Here is a 17,950-nt window from a genome sequence, read left to right on the forward strand (position 1 = left end):
TTTTCTTGTCCAGACACTCGCCCAGGCATTCGTTGCGCAGCAGGTTTTCATCAACTAGCGGAAATATTACCGCCGCAGATCAAACCTCCCCATCGCACCACACCAGCCGCTCTGGAACGGTCCTCCAGGAAAATTCATGAAGACCGAGAGACGGTAATAACTCTTTCATTAACAATGGAATGTTGTCATGCACTGATCCAGATCAGCTATTGAAGTTTCAATTCGTTTTAGCCTACTGACTCTCTTCTCCTGCATTGGAGTCTCGCAAATGTCTGATACCCCCGGAAAACTTCGATTGGGTGCATTGGTGGCACTGGTCGTCGGCTCCATGATCGGTGGGGGAATCTTTTCCCTGCCGCAAAACATGGCCGCCAGCGCCGACGTCGGAGCCGTGTTGATCGGCTGGGCGATCACCGCCGTCGGCATGCTGACCCTGGCCTTCGTGTTCCAGACCCTGGCCAACCGCAAGCCCGACCTGGACGGCGGCGTGTATGCCTACGCCAAGGCCGGCTTTGGCGACTACATGGGCTTCTCCTCGGCCTGGGGTTACTGGATCAGCGCCTGGCTGGGCAACGTCGGTTACTTCGTGTTGCTGTTCAGCACCCTGGGTTACTTCTTCCCGATCTTCGGTGAGGGCAATACCGTTGCAGCCGTGATCGGCGCGTCGGTGTTGTTGTGGGCGGTGCACTTCCTGGTCCTGCGGGGGATCAAGGAAGCGGCGTTCATCAACCTGGTCACCACCGTCGCCAAGGTCGTGCCGCTGGTGTTGTTCGTATTGATCGCGGTGTTCGCGTTCAAGCTCGACATCTTCACCGCCGACATCTGGGGCCTGAAGAATCCGGACCTGGGCAGCGTGATGACCCAGGTACGCCACATGATGCTGGTCACCGTGTGGGTGTTCATCGGCATCGAGGGCGCGAGTATCTTTTCCGCCCGTGCCGAAAAACGCTCGGACGTGGGCAAGGCCACTGTGATCGGCTTCATCACCGTGCTGTTGTTCCTGGTGCTGGTGAACGTTTTGTCGCTGGGCATCATGACCCAACCGGAACTGGCAAAACTGCAGAACCCGTCCATGGCCGCCGTGCTGGAGCACGTGGTGGGGCATTGGGGCGCGGTGCTGATCAGCGTTGGCCTGGTCATCTCGCTGCTCGGCGCGCTGCTGTCATGGGTGTTGTTGTGCGCCGAGATCATGTTCGCCGCCGCCAAGGACCACACCATGCCGGCGTTCCTGCGTCGCGAGAACGCCAATCATGTCCCGGCCAACGCCCTGTGGCTGACCAACGCGATGGTCCAGCTGTTCCTGATCATCACGCTGTTTTCGGCCAGCACCTACCTGTCACTGATCTACCTCGCCACCTCGATGATCCTGGTGCCTTACCTCTGGTCGGCGGCCTACGCGCTGTTGCTCGCGGTGCGCGGCGAAACCTATGAAAACGCCCTGGCCGAACGCCGCAAGGACCTGGCCATCGGTGCCATCGCCCTGGTCTATGCGGTGTGGCTGCTGTACGCCGGCGGCATCAAGTATTTGCTGCTCTCTGCCCTGCTCTATGCCCCCGGCGCGATCCTGTTCGCCAAGGCCAAGCATGAGCTGGGCAAACCGATTTTCACCTCTGTCGAGAAGCTGATTTTTGCCGCGGTGATCGCAGGTGCCCTGGTGGCTGCCTACGGGCTCTACGACGGCTTCCTGACCTTGTAGCTGACTGATTGTTTTCACTGGAGGATTTGTAATGACCACGGAAAAAGTGAAATACGGCGTTCATTCCGAAGCCGGTAAATTACGTAAAGTCATGGTGTGCTCCCCAGGCCTCGCCCATCAGCGCTTGACTCCCAACAATTGCGACGAGCTGCTGTTCGATGATGTGATCTGGGTCAACCAGGCCAAGCGCGACCATTTCGATTTCGTCACCAAGATGCGCGAGCGAGGCATCGACGTGCTGGAAATGCACAACCTGCTGACCGACATCGTCGCCATCCCCGAAGCCCTGGACTGGATCCTGCAACGCAAGATCACTGCCAACTCGGTGGGCCTGGGCCTGGTGAATGAAGTCGGCTCGTGGCTGCGCAGCCTGGAGCCGCGCCATATCGCTGAATTCCTGATCGGCGGCGTCTCGGCAGACGATCTGCCGGACAGCTTCGGTGGCAAGACCATCCAGATGTTCCGCGACTTCCTCGGGCACTCCAGCTTCATCCTGCCGCCGCTGCCCAACACCCAGTTCACCCGCGATACCACTTGCTGGATCTACGGTGGCGTGACGCTGAACCCGATGTACTGGCCGGCGCGACGCCAGGAAACCTTGCTGGCCAGCGCCATCTACAAATTCCATCCCGAGTTCACGAACGCCGATTTCCAGATCTGGTACGGCGACCCCGACCAAGAGCACGGCAACGCGACCCTTGAAGGCGGCGACGTGATGCCTATCGGCAACGGCGTGGTGCTGATCGGCATGGGCGAACGCTCGTCCCGCCAGGCCATCGGCCAGTTGGCGCTGAACCTGTTCAAGCACAAAGCGGTGGAACGGGTCATTGTTGCCGGCTTGCCAAAATCCCGCGCCGCGATGCACCTGGACACCGTCTTCAGTTTCTGTGACCGCGACCTGGTAACGATTTTCCCGGAAGTGGTGAGCCAGATCGTCGCCTTCTCCCTGCGCCCTGACGAGAGCAAACCCGGCGGCATCGACGTGCGCCGCGAGGAAGGCAGTTTCCTCGACACCGTGGCCGCCGCCCTCAAGCTGCCGGCGCTGCGAATAGTGGAAACCGGCGGCAACAGCTTCGCCGCCGAGCGCGAACAATGGGACGACGGCAACAACGTGGTGGCCCTGGAACCGGGCGTGGTGATCGGCTACGACCGCAACACCTACACCAACACCCTGCTGCGCAAGGCCGGGGTGGAAGTCATCACCATCAGCGCCAGCGAACTGGGCCGGGGCCGCGGCGGCGGCCATTGCATGACCTGCCCGATCATCCGCGACCCTATCGACTACTGATTTTTGGCCTTGGCCGCTGCTTATCCGGCAGCGCCCAAGGGGATAACCGAAACCCAAGGAGATCCATCATGGCTTTCAACATGCGTAACCGTAGCCTGCTGAGTTTGATGCACCACACCAACCGCGAGCTGCACTTTCTGCTGGACCTGTCCCGTGACCTCAAGCGCGCCAAATACACCGGCACCGAACAGCCACACCTCAAGGGCAAGAACATCGCGCTGATTTTCGAAAAGACCTCGACCCGTACCCGCTGCGCCTTTGAGGTCGCGGCCCACGATCAGGGCGCCCACGTCACCTACATCGATCCGGTGTCGTCGCAGATCGGCCACAAGGAGAGCATGAAAGATACCGCCCGGGTGCTGGGCCGGATGTTCGACGCCATCGAGTACCGTGGCTTCGAACAGGAAATCGTCGAGGAACTGGCCAAGTTCGCCGGAGTACCGGTGTTCAACGGCCTGACCGCCGAATTCCACCCCACCCAGATGATCGCCGACACCCTGACCATGCGTGAACACAGCGACAAGCCGCTGCATGACATCAGCTATGCCTACCTGGGCGATGCCCGCTACAACATGGGCAATTCGCTGCTGATGATCGGCGCCAAGCTGGGCATGGACGTGCGCATCGGCGCGCCGAAAGCCTTGTGGCCGCATCAGGACTTCATCGACCAGTGCCAGGCCTTCGCCGTCGAAAGCGGCGCGCGCATCACCATCACCGAAGACCCCAAGGAAGCCGTCAAGGGCGTGGACTTCATCCACACCGACATTTGGGTGTCCATGGGCGAGCCGGTGGAGGCCTGGGATGAGCGTATCGAGCAACTGCTGCCCTACCAAGTCAACGCGCAGATGATGAAAGCCTCGGGCAACCCACGGGTGAAATTCATGCACTGCCTGCCGGCGTTTCATAACAGCGAAACCAAGGTCGGCAAAGACATCGCCGCCCGCTATCCGAACCTGGCCAACGGCGTGGAAGTCACCGAGGACGTCTTCGAATCCCCGGCCAACATCGCCTTCGAACAAGCGGAAAACCGCATGCACACCATCAAGGCGATCCTGGTGTCGGCGCTGGCGGATATCTGAAGGCGCCCTCCCCGCTGGAATGCAATCCAGTGTGGGAGCGGGCTTGCTCGCGAAAGCGGTGTGTCAGTCGAAGGAACTGTGCCTGTTATTCCGCCTCCGCGGGCAAGCCCGCTCCCACAAGGGACCGAGTCGTCCGTTATGTATCTGTCAGAGGACAACACCATGCGCATCGTCATTGCCCTGGGCGGTAACGCCCTTCTGCGTCGGGGCGAGCCCATGACCGCAGAGAACCAACGCAGCAACATCCGCACCGCCACCGAGCAGATCGCGAAAGTCCACGCCGGCAACCAACTGGTCATCGCCCACGGCAACGGCCCGCAGGTGGGCCTGCTGTCGTTGCAGGCCGCGGCCTACACCTCGGTCACGCCATATCCACTGGACGTCCTCGGCGCCGAAACCGAAGGCATGATCGGCTACATCATCGAACAGGAACTCGGCAATCTGCTGGATTTCGAGGTGCCGTTCGCCACGCTGCTGACCCAGGTCGAGGTGGATGGCAACGATCCGGCTTTTCAGAACCCCACCAAGCCCATCGGCCCGGTCTACAGCCAGGCAGAGGCGCAAAAACTGGCCGCTGAAAAAGGCTGGGCCATCGCCCCGGACGGCGACAAGTTCCGCCGGGTGGTCGCCAGCCCACGACCCAAGCGCATCTTTGAAATCCGCCCGATCAAATGGCTACTGGAAAAAGGCAGCATCGTGATCTGCGCCGGCGGTGGCGGCATTCCGACGATGTACGACGCGAACGGCAAGCTGCAAGGCGTGGAAGCGGTGATCGACAAAGACCTGTGCTCGGCGCTGCTGGCCGAACAGCTGGAAAGCGATCTGCTGGTCATCGCCACTGACGTCAATGCGGCATACATCGACTTTGGCAAACCGACCCAGCAAGCCATCGTCCAGGCTCACCCCGACGATCTGGAAAAACTCGGTTTCGCTGCGGGTTCCATGGGACCGAAGGTGCAAGCGGCCTGCGAATTTGCGCGCAACACTGGCAAGGTTGCGGTGATCGGGTCGTTGGCAGACATCGATGCTATTGTCCAAGGCACTGCCGGCACGCGCATCAGCACGGCCACGCCGGGAATTGTTTATCGATAAAGGGAAAACTTATGCGGCAGGCGCGGTGTCTGCCGTTCTCCATGCCTTCAAAGGAGAAACGCTTATGGCCATGTTCGAACCCGGTCACCTGCACATGGAGCGCCATGCGCTGAACAAGGAGGATTTCAGCTACAACCTGTGCATCGACTACACGCTCGAGCAGGATCCCAAGGAGGGCGCGGGTATGTCGTTTCGGGTGCATGGCACCGTCGAGGACAAGACCTTGGACGAGACGTTCTTCCTGGCCAAGGACCAAGCCTTCGACTTTGCCCGCCATGCCACCCGCATCGCGCAGAAATATGGCTTGCCCAAGACCGCCAGCATCGGTTCGATGCACAAGTACTACGACGAAATGTTCGAAGACGTTCGCCATCAACTGGACGTCAAGCCGGGCGATCCGATGAAGCCTGAACACTTGAGTTAAGAACACCGCTAACCCTTGTGGGAGCGGGCTTGCTCGCGAAGACGGAACAACCTCCAACATTAAAGTGACTGACCCACCGCTTTCGCGAGCAAGCCCGCTCCCACAGGGATCATCAGTGGCCTGAATACCGATCTACAAACAGCCCCCGCCTCGCTGGCAACTCACCCGCGCTGACCTATGCTTTAAACAGTACCCCAGGGTATTCGTTCAGAGGTCACCGCCATGAACATCAAAACAAAAAGACGCCTCGCCATCTTCGTCACCTGCGCCGCTACGCTGGCGCTGTACGGCACGGCGGCCTACCGGGTCGAGCAGGCCAGGCAGCAGCCCCGTGAATACGCCAGCTGCAATATGGAACGTTGCATCCCCCACAACGCGACCCTGAACGCCCTTCGCTGAGGCGTATTCAGTCGTCCTGCTGATCGGTCTTGAGCCGGTCCCGGAACGCTTTGGGCGAGATGCCGACGCGCCGGCGAAAAAGCCGGGTGAAGTTGGTCGGGTCGGAGAAACCGAGCATCTCGGAAATCTCGTAGATGGTCATGCCGGTATAGGTCAGCAACCGCTTGGCTTCCAGCAACTGGCGCTCGTGCATGATCTGCAATGCCGGTTGCCCCGCAAGTTCCCGGCAGGTGCCGTTTAGGTGCGACACGGAAATGCCCAGGCGATGGGCCAGATCCTCGACCTTGACGTGCTGGCGATAGGTTTCTTCCACCAGTTGAATGAACCCGTTGAGGTATTCCCGGGCGCGTTGCGGGCGCTGGGTCTGGGTACGTCGTTGCATCACCTGGCGGCTGACCCAGACCATGATCACGCTGACCAGGGCATGCATCAGCATTTCCCGGGCCGGTTGATGCCCCACATATTCATTCTGCAAGGCGCTGAACAGGCTGTTGAGGTACTCGGCGTTGTCCAGGGCCGGGTAGCTTTCAGCCTGGGCCAGGACGTTCACCGAATGCCCCAACTGCGCTTGCAAGTGCGTCACCAGTGGCGCCGCCAGGGTCACCACGTAACCTTCCACATCTTCGGAAAAACGAAAGCCATGCACTGACAGCGGCGGCAGGATCTGCACCGCCGGCTCGTCGAGTTGCGTGCGCAGGCCTTCGATTTCCAGTTCCGCCTGGCCCTTGAAGACGAACAGCAACTGGCACAGGTCAGCATGCCGATGGGGTTTGATCTCCCATTGATGCTCGCTGCTGCGCTTGGAAATGGTTTCGCAGTGCAGCAGGTCCGGCGTCGGCCAATCCTGGCTCTCGCCGTAGAGCTTGAACACCGGGATCGAAGGCAAGTCAGGTTTTTTCATAACGTGGATCCGGGCCAGGGGTTGCGGGCGATAATCGCACCAATTGGCAGAAAGAACAGGTATCGGCTCAGTTTTCCCCTTCAACTGACAGCTCCGCAAGCGAAAAATGCAGGCACTCGATCTATAACAATCAACACCGACCCTGGTCGCGTGCTTCGTGCGAGTCATAAGAACAATGAAAACCCTCAAGACCCAAGTCGCGATTATCGGCGCCGGCCCCTCTGGCCTGCTACTCGGCCAGTTGCTGCACAACGCCGGGATCGACACCGTCATCCTCGAACGCCAGGCCCCCGACTATGTACTGGGCCGTATCCGCGCCGGCGTGCTGGAACAAGGCATGGTCGACCTGCTGCGCCAGGCCGGCGTCGGCCAACGCATGGACGCCGAAGGCCTGCCCCACGACGGGTTTGAGCTGGTACTCAACGATCGGCGCGTGCACATCGACCTCAAGGGCCTGACCGGCGGCAAGAACGTCATGGTCTACGGCCAGACCGAAGTCACCCGTGACTTGATGGCCGCTCGCGAAGCCGCCGGCGCCCGCACGTTGTATCAGGTCGAAAACACCCAGCCCCACGCCATGCAAACCGACCAACCCTTCGTGACCTTCGAGCACCAGGGCGACACCTGGCGCCTGGACTGCGACTATATCGCCGGTTGCGACGGTTTCCATGGCGTGGCGCGACAGTCCATCCCGGCGGAAAAACTCAAGGTCTTCGAGCGAGTCTATCCGTTTGGCTGGCTCGGCGTCCTGGCCGATACCCCGCCGGTCCACGAGGAACTGGTCTACGCGCGGCACGAGCGCGGTTTTGCCCTGTGCAGCATGCGTTCCAAGACGCGTACCCGTTACTACCTGCAAGTACCCGCCGAGGAACTGGTCGCCGATTGGCCGGACGAGCGCTTCTGGACCGAACTCAAAGCCCGCCTGCCCGCCGACCTGGCCGAAACGCTGGTAACCGGCCCGTCCATCGAGAAGAGCATCGCGCCGCTGCGCAGTTTCGTGGTCGAGCCCATGCAGTACGGGCGTATGTTCCTGGTGGGCGACGCGGCCCACATCGTCCCGCCCACCGGCGCCAAGGGCCTCAACCTGGCGGCCAGTGATGTCAGCACGCTGTTCAACATTCTGCTCAAGGTCTATCGCGATGGCCGTGTGGATCTGCTGCAACAGTACTCAGCCATCTGCCTGCGGCGGGTCTGGAAAGCCGAGCGTTTTTCCTGGTGGATGACCTCGATGCTGCACCGCTTCGACAACGACGACGCTTTCAACCAGCGCATCAGCGAAGCGGAGCTGGAGTATTTCGTCGACTCCGAGGCCGGCCGAAAAACCATCGCAGAAAATTACGTCGGACTTCCTTATGAGGCTATCGAATAGCCGGCTATCGACTTAAACTGCGGGCTCCGACCCGGCGCGATGCCCGCAGGTTCTACCGTGACTCAGCTCAATATTCCCCACACCCCGAAGCCGGCCATACGCAGCGTACTGGCAGCCCTGATGCTGGCGATTTTCCTCGGAGCGCTCGACCAGACCATCGTCGCCGTCTCGATGCCGGCCATTTCCGCACAGTTCAAGGACGTCAGCCTGCTGGCCTGGGTGATTTCCGGCTACATGGTCGCCATGACCGTGGCAGTGCCGATCTACGGCAAGCTCGGGGACCTTTATGGCCGGCGACCGCTGATGCTGTTTGGCATGGGCCTGTTCACCCTGGCCTCGCTATTGTGTGGCTTGGCGCAAGACATGGAACAACTGGTGCTGGCGCGGATACTCCAAGGCATTGGTGCCGGCGGGATGATCTCGGTGAGCCAGGCGATCATCGGCGACATCGTGCCCCCTCGCGAGCGTGGCCGCTACCAGGGCTATTTCAGCAGCATGTACGCGGTGGCCAGCGTCGCCGGGCCGGTGCTCGGCGGCTACATGACGCAATACCTGTCGTGGCGCTGGGTGTTCTGGATCAACCTGCCGCTGGGCATGGCGGCCTGGTGGGTAGCCAGGCGCACCCTGGTCGGGCTGCCAGTACCGCAACGCACGCCGATCATCGACTACCTGGGCACAATGCTGCTGATCATCGGCCTGACGGCGCTGTTGCTGGGGATCACACAGGTGGGACATGGCCACGCCTGGTACAGCCGTGAAGTGCTGGGGCTGTTGATTGGCGCGATAGCGGTGCTGGGGCTGTTCGCCTGGCATGAGCGCAGGGCCCGGGAACCGCTGTTGCCGATGCACCTGTTCGTCAATCGCAGCGCGGTGTTGTGCTGGTGCACGGTATTTTTCACCAGCTTCCAGGCGATTTCCCTGACAGTGCTGGTGCCGCTGCGCTTTCAGAGCGTAACCGGCGCCGGTGCGGACAGCGCCGCGTTGCATTTGCTGCCCCTGGCCATGGGGCTGCCCATCGGCGCGTACTTCGCCGGGCGCCGTACGTCGATCACGGGCCGCTACAAACCGATGATCCTGGGCGGCGCCGTGCTCCTGCCGCTGTCCATCCTTGGCATGGCCCTCACCCCACCCGCTGCGTTCTGGCTCAGCAGCGTATTCATGCTGCTCAGCGGCATTGCCTCGGGCATGCAATTTCCGACCTCCTTGGTGGGCTCGCAGAATTCTGTGCAACAAGCGGACATCGGCGTTGCCACCAGCACCACCAACCTGTTCCGCTCCCTGGGCGGCGCGGTGGGCGTGGCCTTAATGTCGGCGTTGTTGCTGGCCTTGCTGCAGGATTCGAACTTCGCCCGGCTTGCCGGCTCGTCGTTGATTGGCGAAGGGCATTCGGGGAATGTCTTGCTGGACAGCCTGAACGCTGCGCCGGGCGCGGCGCAGGATGCCTTGCGCGGGGAATTGCTTGGGACGTTTCGGCATTTGCTGTTGATCAGTGCGGCAGTGTCGTTGTTGGGGTTGATGGCGGCTGTTGTGATGCCTGATCGGGTGTTGCGGGGGCGGGAGGAGAAGGGTCAGTAGGTCCGTGTGGATACACACCACCCAAAAAGCCCGACCACGGCCCCATTCCGACTTTAGCCACATTGACCGCAAGATGCTAAGCTGCCGCCCGGCTGGCTTGGCTTGCGAGAGGTACGTTATGGAATTGGTGGTTCATAGCTATTGCCTGAAAGGCGCACGCCAGGAGCCTTTGCTTCCCCCCGTCACCCTGACACCGATCTCGTCGATCCTGACGGTCGCCGAGCTCATTCGCCTCACCGTTGCCGAACAGATCGCCGCGCTGTCGGTCCAGCACTGGCTGGAACAGGCGGCCATGCGCGAGGTGCTCGATCGCCAGTACCTGAGCGAGCGGGAGATCCTTCAGCAAGCCGGTGAAGGCGCAGTCGTCATGCCGCAAGCCAAGGCATCCCCCAAACTGGATCTCGACGTCGAAATCGAGCGAGCCTTGAAGGGCTTTGAGACCCGCGCATTCCGCGTTCTGCACAACGGCGTCATGCTACAGAACCTGAATGACCTCGTTGATGTGAGCCCCCCTTCCACGCTTGCGTTTATCCGTCTGATGCCGCTGCTTGGCGGTTGATTCCTGTTGCTCTCTTCTTCGGAGCCCCTCATGCAATCACGTCGTCCAATGCCGGACCAATCCACACGCCTCGCTGCGCTGGGAGCCTTCTGTGACAGCGCGTTGGATACCTATCCCGAGCTCAGACGATATGACGAATTCGAAATCGATATCTGGGATGGCATCGACTTCCTGAGCATTGCCAACGACTGGGTCAGGCAGCAGCCACAGGAAGGCGCCAGGGCACTGGCGGACGGTTTTGTGTTCCCGATCGTCTGGGACGACTTGAAAGACCGCCGCGACCAACAGCGCTACGGCCTGCAATATCGCATTTGCGATGCGTGGGTGACTGCCCACCCCGATGCCTATGCGCTGGAGCAGATCTGTGCGCGACTGCAGCACATGCTGCAATTTGCTTTCGAGGACAGCGACTATCCACTGCCCACTGATGACGACGATCCAGCCTATTACCGCAGACGCCCGGAACACGCCTGGGCCTTTCCCGATGTGTCGGATTGCATCAACCGCCTGAGCGATTACCCGTCCACCCCGGTCTGGCAAACGTTCGCCGAATGGTTGCTGGACGGCAGTTGGAACCGTGTGCAGCCACCGTCCTCGCCTGATGAAGAGCAAAGGCGACTCGCCGACGCGTACATCTACGTGCACAAGGAGATCCGGCGCATTGCTCTGGGCCTGATGGAAGCAGGCCGGCTCGATTACCCTCGCTTCGCCCGGGCGGCCAACACCTGGGGTCGCGCCATGATGTTCTATACAGACGCCGCCGGGCTCGGCAGTGATGACGTGGACTCGAATCGGTACGCCGGTGAAGCGTTAGACGAGGACGCCCCAGATGACGAAGCCCCTGACGACGAAGCGTGCGAGACGGAGCAACCTCAGCGCGAAGATTCACTGATCGAGGAGCCGGCCGACGTGCCACCTGAACTGGCGAATTTTACCGTTCGTTATGTCGAGGACGCCCTGGCCGGATTACCCGATAATGCCGAGAAGCTGGCGGACACCTTCCGTTCGGTGCAGGTCTATCAGACCCGCTGGCTGCTGTTGGCCCTGGCGGCCATCGAACGTCTGGGTATGACACCCGACACCTTTCACGACAGCTTCGGCAGTACGGCCGCGGTGCTCGAACGTTTCCTGTCGCTCCAGCAATTGCCCAAGGAGCAATCGGCGGAGCTGCTCGCGCCACTGACCCGTTTTTCAAGAGATACCCTGCTGACCGCCCTGCCCTACGCCGGGCACGCCAGCCGAGTGGTACTCGACGCGCTCGGCTGGGGTGATCTGCAAGGCTTCCAGCGTGAATACCTGAACATCGCCCTCGCCCCCCAGTCCGGCTGGGGCAGCGACCTGCCCAATACGCTGGATGCAACCGTGGGTGTGGTGGACCGCTATCTTCTGGACAAGGCGCTGGCCGAAGCTGACCCGCAGCACTTGCGCGACTACCTCGCCGCACTCGCTCCCTCGCACTGGGCGTTTCCCGAAACCCGCGTGCTGCTCGATGCCTATCAGGGTATCGGTCGTCCCGCACTGGAAAAGAAGCTGACCCGCCACGCCCAGCCGGCAATGCGCATCTATGGGGTATTGCCCGTCACGCATTCGGACGACGTACGCCAGCGCTACCTGAAGCTCAAGAAATTGCACCAGGAGGTGCGTAAATACGGCGCTCAACGACAGGCCAACTCCCACGCGGCGATTCAGGCGGGGCTGGAAAACCTGGCGCGTGTTGCCGGTTATCCATCGGCGATTCGCCTGGAATGGGCCATGGAATCGCAGATCTCCGAATCCGCCATGACGGCCGCCACCATCGATGGCTATGACGTCACGCTGGTGAGCGACGGCTTGTCGCCCACGTTGCGCATCTGCAAAGCCGGAAAGACGCTCAAGACCGCACCGCCAGCGATTCGCAAAAACGCGGACTTCCTTGCTCTCAAAGCACAGCAGGCCCAGATCCAGGAACAGACTTCACGCTTCTGCCGCACTCTGGAAACGATGATGAGCAGCGGCGAAACCCTGGCTCTGGATGTCCTGAAAACCCTACTGAAAATGCCTACGGTCCGCCTGCTACTGGAGCAACTCATCGTTCAAGCCGACGACGCTGTGCTGGGCTGGCTCGACAGCACGACGCTGTCAGTGACCGACATTGAAGGGCGCCAGTACACCGTTAAACAGAACCTGCGCATTGCACACCCTTTTCATCTGTTCACGGCAGGACAACTGTCGGCCTGGCAGAAAGCGGTCGTCAGCCACCGCCGTGTACAGCCCTTCAAACAAGCCTTTCGCGAGCTGTACCTGCTGACCCCCGCCGAGCGAGATACACACGTGTGGTCCAATCGATTTGCCGGCCACCGCCTGAAAGGCAAAGTGGCCGCACGGTTGCTGCAGGTTCGCAACTGGTCGACCTCAAGCGTCGAAGACATCTATTACGAGAGCAAGGAGCACGGCATCTACGCCACGTTCAATTTTCTGGATACCGGTCATTACCTGTCCCAAACAGAACACTTCACCTTCGACACGATTGCGTTCCACCGCGACCAGAAAGCCTTGCCGCTTGAACAGGTACCGCCACTGCTGTTTTCAGAAGTCATGCGTGATGCCGACCTACTGGTCTCCGTGGCCCACGCCGCGGACGGCTATAGCACCAGTCAGGAAACCCTGCAGCGACGCGCCGAACTGGTCGCGGAGCTGACTCGGGGGCTGGGACTGCAAAACGTCAGATGTGAAGGGCATTTCCTGCACATTACCGGCCAGCGTGCGAACTACCGCATTCACCTGGGCAGCGCGGCCATCCATATCGAACCCGGCAACTACCTGTGCATCGTGCCTGTTAGCGGCAGCGCCACCGAGTTCTACCTGCCGTTCGCCGACACCGACAGAAAAATGGCTGAGGTGCTGAGCAAGATGTTCCTACTGCTGGACGACATGAACATCACCGACAGCCAGATACTCGAACAGATACAGCTGGCGAGCTGATGTCAGGCTTTGCTCAGGCCGCCGCCACAGCAACGCCCGGCACCACCACCGCACTCATTCCCTCCTTCATCCGCTTGGCATCCCTCACAAAGCACCGCGAAGACATAAACAAAAACACCATCGTCAAAAACAACGCCACCGGAATCAGATACATCGCGTCGTGCAACCCGATGGCCTTGAACGCCTCGGTCATCTGATCGACGCCAGCCGCCGCCATCGCCGTGCGGGCGAAGTAATCGGACAGCCCGCCCACCACCACCGGTCCCAGCCCCCCGCCTAGCAAATAAAGCCCGGCAAAGTACAACGCCATCGCCGTGGCGCGCAGGCGCGGTTCAACCACGTCCTGGATCGCCGTGTAGACGCAGGTGTAGAAGTTATAGGCAAACAACCAACCGACGCTGAACACCGCCACGAACACGCCAATTTCAATACGCCCCGCGTGCAGGGCCCAGGCCGTGGTGACCGTCGAGATCGCCAGGCTGAACGCCGCGAACAGCAGGCGGCCGTTAGGTACGCGCTGGTGAATCTTGTCAGCGACCCAGCCGCCCAGGGTAAGGCCGAACAACCCGGTCACGCCCACCATGATCCCGGTGGCGACGGCCGCCTCATGCAGCGGCATCAGGAAATAGCGCTGCAGCATCGGCACCAGGAACGAGTTGCAGGCATACGTCGCAAAGTTGAAGCACAGCCCCGCCAGCACCAACCAAAGAAATGTCGGTATCGCCAATACCCGACGAACAGGCCGGTCGACCTTCTCCTGGGACACTTGCACGGTTTCCGCCGCGCCGCGCTTGGGTTCCTTGATGAAAAACATGAACACCGCCAGCATCAGCCCCGGTACCGCCGCGATGAAGAACGGTGCACGCCAGCTGTCGAACGCCTTGACCATCGCGCCAATGGTAAAGAACGCCAACAGCAGGCCAAGGGGCAGGCCGAGCATGAAGATGCCCATCGCCCGCGCCCGACGATGGGCCGGGAACAGATCACCGATCAACGAGTTGGCGGCCGGTGCATAACTGGCTTCACCAATACCCACGCCCATGCGCACCAAGAGAAAAGCCCAGAAGCTGCCCACCAGGCCGTTGACCGCCGTCAGTCCGCTCCAGGCTGCCAGGCCCCAGCCCATCAACTTGCTGCGCGAACCGGTATCGGCCATGCGCCCCAGCGGCAGCCCGGCAATGGCGTAGACAATGGTAAACGCGGTGCCGATGATCCCGATCTGGAAGTCGCTGAGACTCCACTCCATACGGATCGGCTCGATAATGATCGCCGGAATGGTGCGATCGAAGAAGTTGAACAGGTTGGCCAGGAACAGCAGGAACAGAATGCGCCAGGCATTCGCCGCTTGGGTCGAGTTCTGCATGGGTCCGTCTCTTTTATTGTTATGGGGCAGCGGCGAGGCATCCGAGCCCGGAACCTGCAATCTAGACAGCAGTGCGAGGACTGTCTCCAATCATTCGCAAGGTTGATACCCGACCATGGCGCGTCAGGTATTTCTTGATGCCGCTCAAGTCTTTGTAACAATTGCCATCACTTTGCCTTTTTTCGGTTAAAGATCATCGCTCCGTGGCCGATTCAACGTGATCAGGAAAAGTTTCTCCCCAGCGCTGCTCAGGCTGTAGCCCTGACCGCTTGGGCCGACCTTCGCGCCATTCAGGACGCGAGCTTCCATCCGCGATGGTTCGATGACAGAGATTGTCGAACCGACCAGTTCAGGCATACGGCGCACAATGACTTCCAAAAAAACAGCCACTGCGGTTTCCGATCTGACCCTGAGCCCGGCCGCCAACGGCCCTGAAGCTCCGACGCTTTCGAGCAGCTCGCGATCCCTGGCGACCCAGCAATATCTGTATTTCACCGAAACCAACACCGACCGCATCCTCGACAACCTCGATGGCCTGCGCGATGCCGTGTTCCCACGCCCTCCTCATCTGGTGGATGACGAGAGCGAACGTGGGCAGCAGGAGTTCCCCTCGGTGTGCCTGATCGGCCTGGGGCGCTGCGGTTCCAACATCGCCCTCGACGTGGCAGAGCTGGTGTACAACGCCCGCAAGTTCTACCTCAACGAATTCAACGCCGAAGACAAAAGCTACAGCGACAAGGGCTACCGCCCTACGCAGTGGATCCGCAATAACCTGCGCCTGGGCAGCAACAAGGCCAGCAAACCGGTGTTCTTGGTCGAGCCTCTGGTGATGCTCGGCGACTTGGACAAAGACATCGCCGGACGCATCCGCTTCTCGCGCAAAGGCGAGAAAAGCGGTTTCCTGCGTGACTACAGCAAGATGAAAATCATGGACTTGTCGGAAGTCCACGCCGGTGGTGCCGGTAACGCGCCGATCCTGGGCCAGTACCTGGCCAAGATCATCCTGAACAAGGACACCCAGCGCTTCTCCAGCCCCGATTGGAAAATGATCCACTCGTACCTGATCGACAGCTGCGGCATCAAGGCCAACCAGTCGCGCCTGTACTTCTCGATCTTCAGTGCCGGTGGCGGTACCGGTTCGGGCATGGCCTCGGAATTCGGCCTGGCCCAGCAGTATTCGTACATGAACAAAACGTTCGACACCAAGCCGATGGACGAACACGACAGCAAGAGCGGCCACTCCTTCGTATTCGAGCCGATCTTCACCAGTGGCATTTGCGTGCTGCCGAACATTTCCGACCACCGCAGCGAAATGTCCGAGGCGCTGCACATCAACGCCGGACGCCTGCTGTGCAAATACCTGTCGGAAGAATGGGATTTCTCGTACAACTTCGCCAACGAAGACAGCAGCGAAGCCAGCGTGATGGGCCGTATCCGTCCGTGGAACGCAATGATGCTGATCTCCAACGACATCATGCGTTATGCCGAAGAAAGCGATGACGGCAACATCCAGAACATTGATGTCAATGCCATGGAGAAGCACGCCAACCAATACATCTCCCAGCAGATTTTCAACATCCTGACCGCCCAGGCCGTCACGACCGACTACGACCAGAACTACTTCCGCCGTGCCGGCATCGACATTGGCGAAACCATTCGCCTGGACGCCAACGACCTGTTCATGAGCCTGGCCGGCCCGGTGGCGATTGCCTACGCCGAATCCGTCGTCCCGGAAACCCCGGCGCCGAGCGGCGACAAGTTCAAGGTGTTCGAAAAAGAGCCGCCGCGCCTGAACATCGATGACCTGTTCTTCCGCTCCATCGACCTGCCGCACTTCAACAAAGTGACCCAGGCCATCGAAGGCATCAGCCTGTTGCCGATCGAATCCAAGCGCTACCGGGCTTCGCTGGAGCAATACAAGAATTCCGGCTACGACGCCGCGGCCCTGCACGACCTGCATTTCTTCAAGAATTGCTCGTCGGTGGTGTCCATCGTCTCGCTGCCCAAGGACTACAAGCTGTCCTACATGGACCTGAACCGGCTCAAGACCCACCTCAACAGCCTGTTCCCCAACACCACGCTCAAGCGTTACGCACTGGTGATCGGCGCTTCGGCCAACCTGTCGCTGACCACCCTGATCGCCAAGAGCCCGTGCCTGTCGGATGACTTCCTGACGTTGATCGTGGCCTTTATCAAGCGCTGCTTTGCGCGCACGCCATATCGCTTCGACGACACCCTGGACAACTCGATCCTGGACTTCATCATCAACGAGGACTTCGACGAGGCACGGATCGACGAGCTGCTCAACGAATTCGAGAACCCGGCGAAGATCCTCGACACCAACTGGTATGCGATCAAGCCGATGTACGAGAAGAAGTACCGCGAGCTGATCAACGACAAGGAAAAATTCGTCTCGATCAACGACATCCGCCTGTCCCGCGACTGCGTGAAGAAGTCGATCAAGTACCTGCGCGAGATCTACCGTCACCGTATTGGCAAGACCAAGGTTATTTCCTTGAATAACCATACGGGCAAGAGTTATTGAGGCGGGTTTGATACCGCGTCGCGCCTTTCGCGAGCAAGCCCGCTCCCACATGGAACCGCGTTTCTTCAGAAGGAATGCGGTCCACTGTGGGAGAGCGGGCTTGCTCGCGAATGCGGCCTTGAATACACCATCGCGACAACATCCAGAAACAATTGAGCAGCCCAAAGGCTGCCCCCCCAAACTGTTCCCGTTACGTATACGTCACCCTCCCCTGTGGCGTTTCACCACGGCAGGTGGCCATCACGCTACGCACCTACACACTTTTGAAGGGTCGAAATCGCGAACCAAATTGGTGCACTGATCAGTTTGATGCTCTTTCCTGGATCATTATCCAAGGTGAAACCACCACCGCCCAAAGCTGCGGATTACGTTCCAGAAAATCCAACGCCCGCGTTTCAGACAGCTTGGCGAGCTGGTCCGCGGCCAGCCAGGCGGCGACTTTGGTACCTTCGTCCTGGGCGACGGCTTCGGCGGCGGCGATCAGATCCAGTGCCGGGTCGACCCACAATAGGGCACCCTTGGCAAAGAACGGCTCCAGCTCCTTCCAGGTGATGGATGCGGTTTCACCAAGCAGCTTGGCATAGAGGGTGCTAGGTTCTTGATTCATGGGACCCGTCCGGAAAAGAAATCGGCGCGAATGATAACGTCGGTGGTCTGGCAGAAAAACCCGGTAGCAAATGGAGTACCGATTGAAGAACA

General features: G+C 60.3%; 14 protein-coding genes. 11 read left to right on the forward strand and 3 right to left on the reverse strand.

Features of this window, described 5'->3' with window-relative positions; all coding sequences use genetic code 11:
* Positions 1-268: 268 nt before the first annotated feature.
* From arcD to AD663_RS29125, 6 genes are all read left to right on the forward strand, one after another.
* Positions 269-1,696, forward strand: a complete 1,428-nt coding sequence (gene arcD / locus AD663_RS20785; RefSeq protein ID WP_053214463.1) for an arginine-ornithine antiporter — start codon at positions 269-271, stop codon at positions 1,694-1,696.
* Between the two features lie 31 nt (positions 1,697-1,727).
* On the forward strand, positions 1,728-2,984 hold the full coding sequence (arcA, locus tag AD663_RS20790; protein WP_053214464.1) for an arginine deiminase: 1,257 nt from the start codon (positions 1,728-1,730) through the stop codon (positions 2,982-2,984).
* A 68-nt stretch (positions 2,985-3,052) separates the two neighbouring features.
* Positions 3,053-4,063 (forward strand): ornithine carbamoyltransferase, encoded by a 1,011-nt coding sequence (locus tag AD663_RS20795; RefSeq protein WP_003184642.1) that lies wholly within the window; start codon positions 3,053-3,055, stop codon positions 4,061-4,063.
* A 162-nt stretch (positions 4,064-4,225) separates the two neighbouring features.
* Positions 4,226-5,155, forward strand: a complete 930-nt coding sequence (arcC, locus tag AD663_RS20800) for a carbamate kinase (protein WP_053214513.1) — start codon at positions 4,226-4,228, stop codon at positions 5,153-5,155.
* Between the two features lie 64 nt (positions 5,156-5,219).
* On the forward strand, positions 5,220-5,579 hold the full coding sequence (locus AD663_RS20805) for a DUF5064 family protein (protein ID WP_003184645.1): 360 nt from the start codon (positions 5,220-5,222) through the stop codon (positions 5,577-5,579).
* 222 nt (positions 5,580-5,801) lie between these two features.
* Positions 5,802-5,978, forward strand: coding sequence for a hypothetical protein (locus AD663_RS29125; RefSeq protein WP_003184646.1), 177 nt, complete (start codon positions 5,802-5,804; stop codon positions 5,976-5,978).
* A gap of 7 nt (positions 5,979-5,985) precedes the next feature.
* On the opposite strand, the gene AD663_RS20810 is transcribed toward AD663_RS29125, so the two are convergent.
* Positions 5,986-6,879: a helix-turn-helix domain-containing protein gene (locus tag AD663_RS20810; protein WP_053214465.1), complete on the reverse strand. Its 894-nt coding sequence runs from the start codon at positions 6,877-6,879 to the stop codon at positions 5,986-5,988.
* 175 nt (positions 6,880-7,054) lie between these two features.
* On the opposite strand from AD663_RS20810, the gene pobA reads away from it, so the two are divergent.
* The 4 genes from pobA (at position 7,055) to AD663_RS20830 (ending at position 13,343) form a co-directional block, all read left to right on the forward strand.
* Positions 7,055-8,248: a 4-hydroxybenzoate 3-monooxygenase gene (gene pobA, locus AD663_RS20815; RefSeq protein ID WP_003184650.1), complete on the forward strand. Its 1,194-nt coding sequence runs from the start codon at positions 7,055-7,057 to the stop codon at positions 8,246-8,248.
* Positions 8,249-8,305: 57 nt separating this feature from the next.
* The gene (locus AD663_RS20820) at positions 8,306-9,823 is read left to right on the forward strand and encodes an MDR family MFS transporter (RefSeq protein ID WP_053214466.1); all 1,518 of its coding nucleotides are present in this window, start codon (positions 8,306-8,308) and stop codon (positions 9,821-9,823) included.
* Between the two features lie 118 nt (positions 9,824-9,941).
* Positions 9,942-10,382, forward strand: coding sequence for a hypothetical protein (locus AD663_RS20825; protein WP_053214467.1), 441 nt, complete (start codon positions 9,942-9,944; stop codon positions 10,380-10,382).
* A gap of 30 nt (positions 10,383-10,412) precedes the next feature.
* Positions 10,413-13,343 carry a DUF4132 domain-containing protein gene (locus tag AD663_RS20830; RefSeq protein ID WP_053214468.1) on the forward strand — a complete coding sequence of 977 codons (2,931 nt, stop codon included), beginning with the start codon at positions 10,413-10,415 and terminating at the stop codon, positions 13,341-13,343.
* A 13-nt stretch (positions 13,344-13,356) separates the two neighbouring features.
* Here AD663_RS20830 and AD663_RS20835 read toward each other — a convergent pair whose 3' ends face one another.
* Positions 13,357-14,706: an MFS transporter gene (locus tag AD663_RS20835; protein ID WP_053214469.1), complete on the reverse strand. Its 1,350-nt coding sequence runs from the start codon at positions 14,704-14,706 to the stop codon at positions 13,357-13,359.
* Between the two features lie 367 nt (positions 14,707-15,073).
* Between AD663_RS20835 and AD663_RS20845 the strand changes: the two genes are divergently transcribed.
* Positions 15,074-17,251 carry a hypothetical protein gene (locus AD663_RS20845; RefSeq protein WP_003184661.1) on the forward strand — a complete coding sequence of 726 codons (2,178 nt, stop codon included), beginning with the start codon at positions 15,074-15,076 and terminating at the stop codon, positions 17,249-17,251.
* A 301-nt stretch (positions 17,252-17,552) separates the two neighbouring features.
* Here AD663_RS20845 and AD663_RS20850 read toward each other — a convergent pair whose 3' ends face one another.
* Positions 17,553-17,858, reverse strand: coding sequence for a DUF2288 domain-containing protein (locus tag AD663_RS20850; RefSeq protein WP_003184664.1), 306 nt, complete (start codon positions 17,856-17,858; stop codon positions 17,553-17,555).
* Positions 17,859-17,950 lie beyond the last annotated feature (92 nt).

The organism is Pseudomonas sp. Q12-87, from assembly GCF_001269755.1.
Taxonomy (GTDB): Bacteria; Pseudomonadota; Gammaproteobacteria; order Pseudomonadales; family Pseudomonadaceae; genus Aquipseudomonas; species Aquipseudomonas fluorescens_S.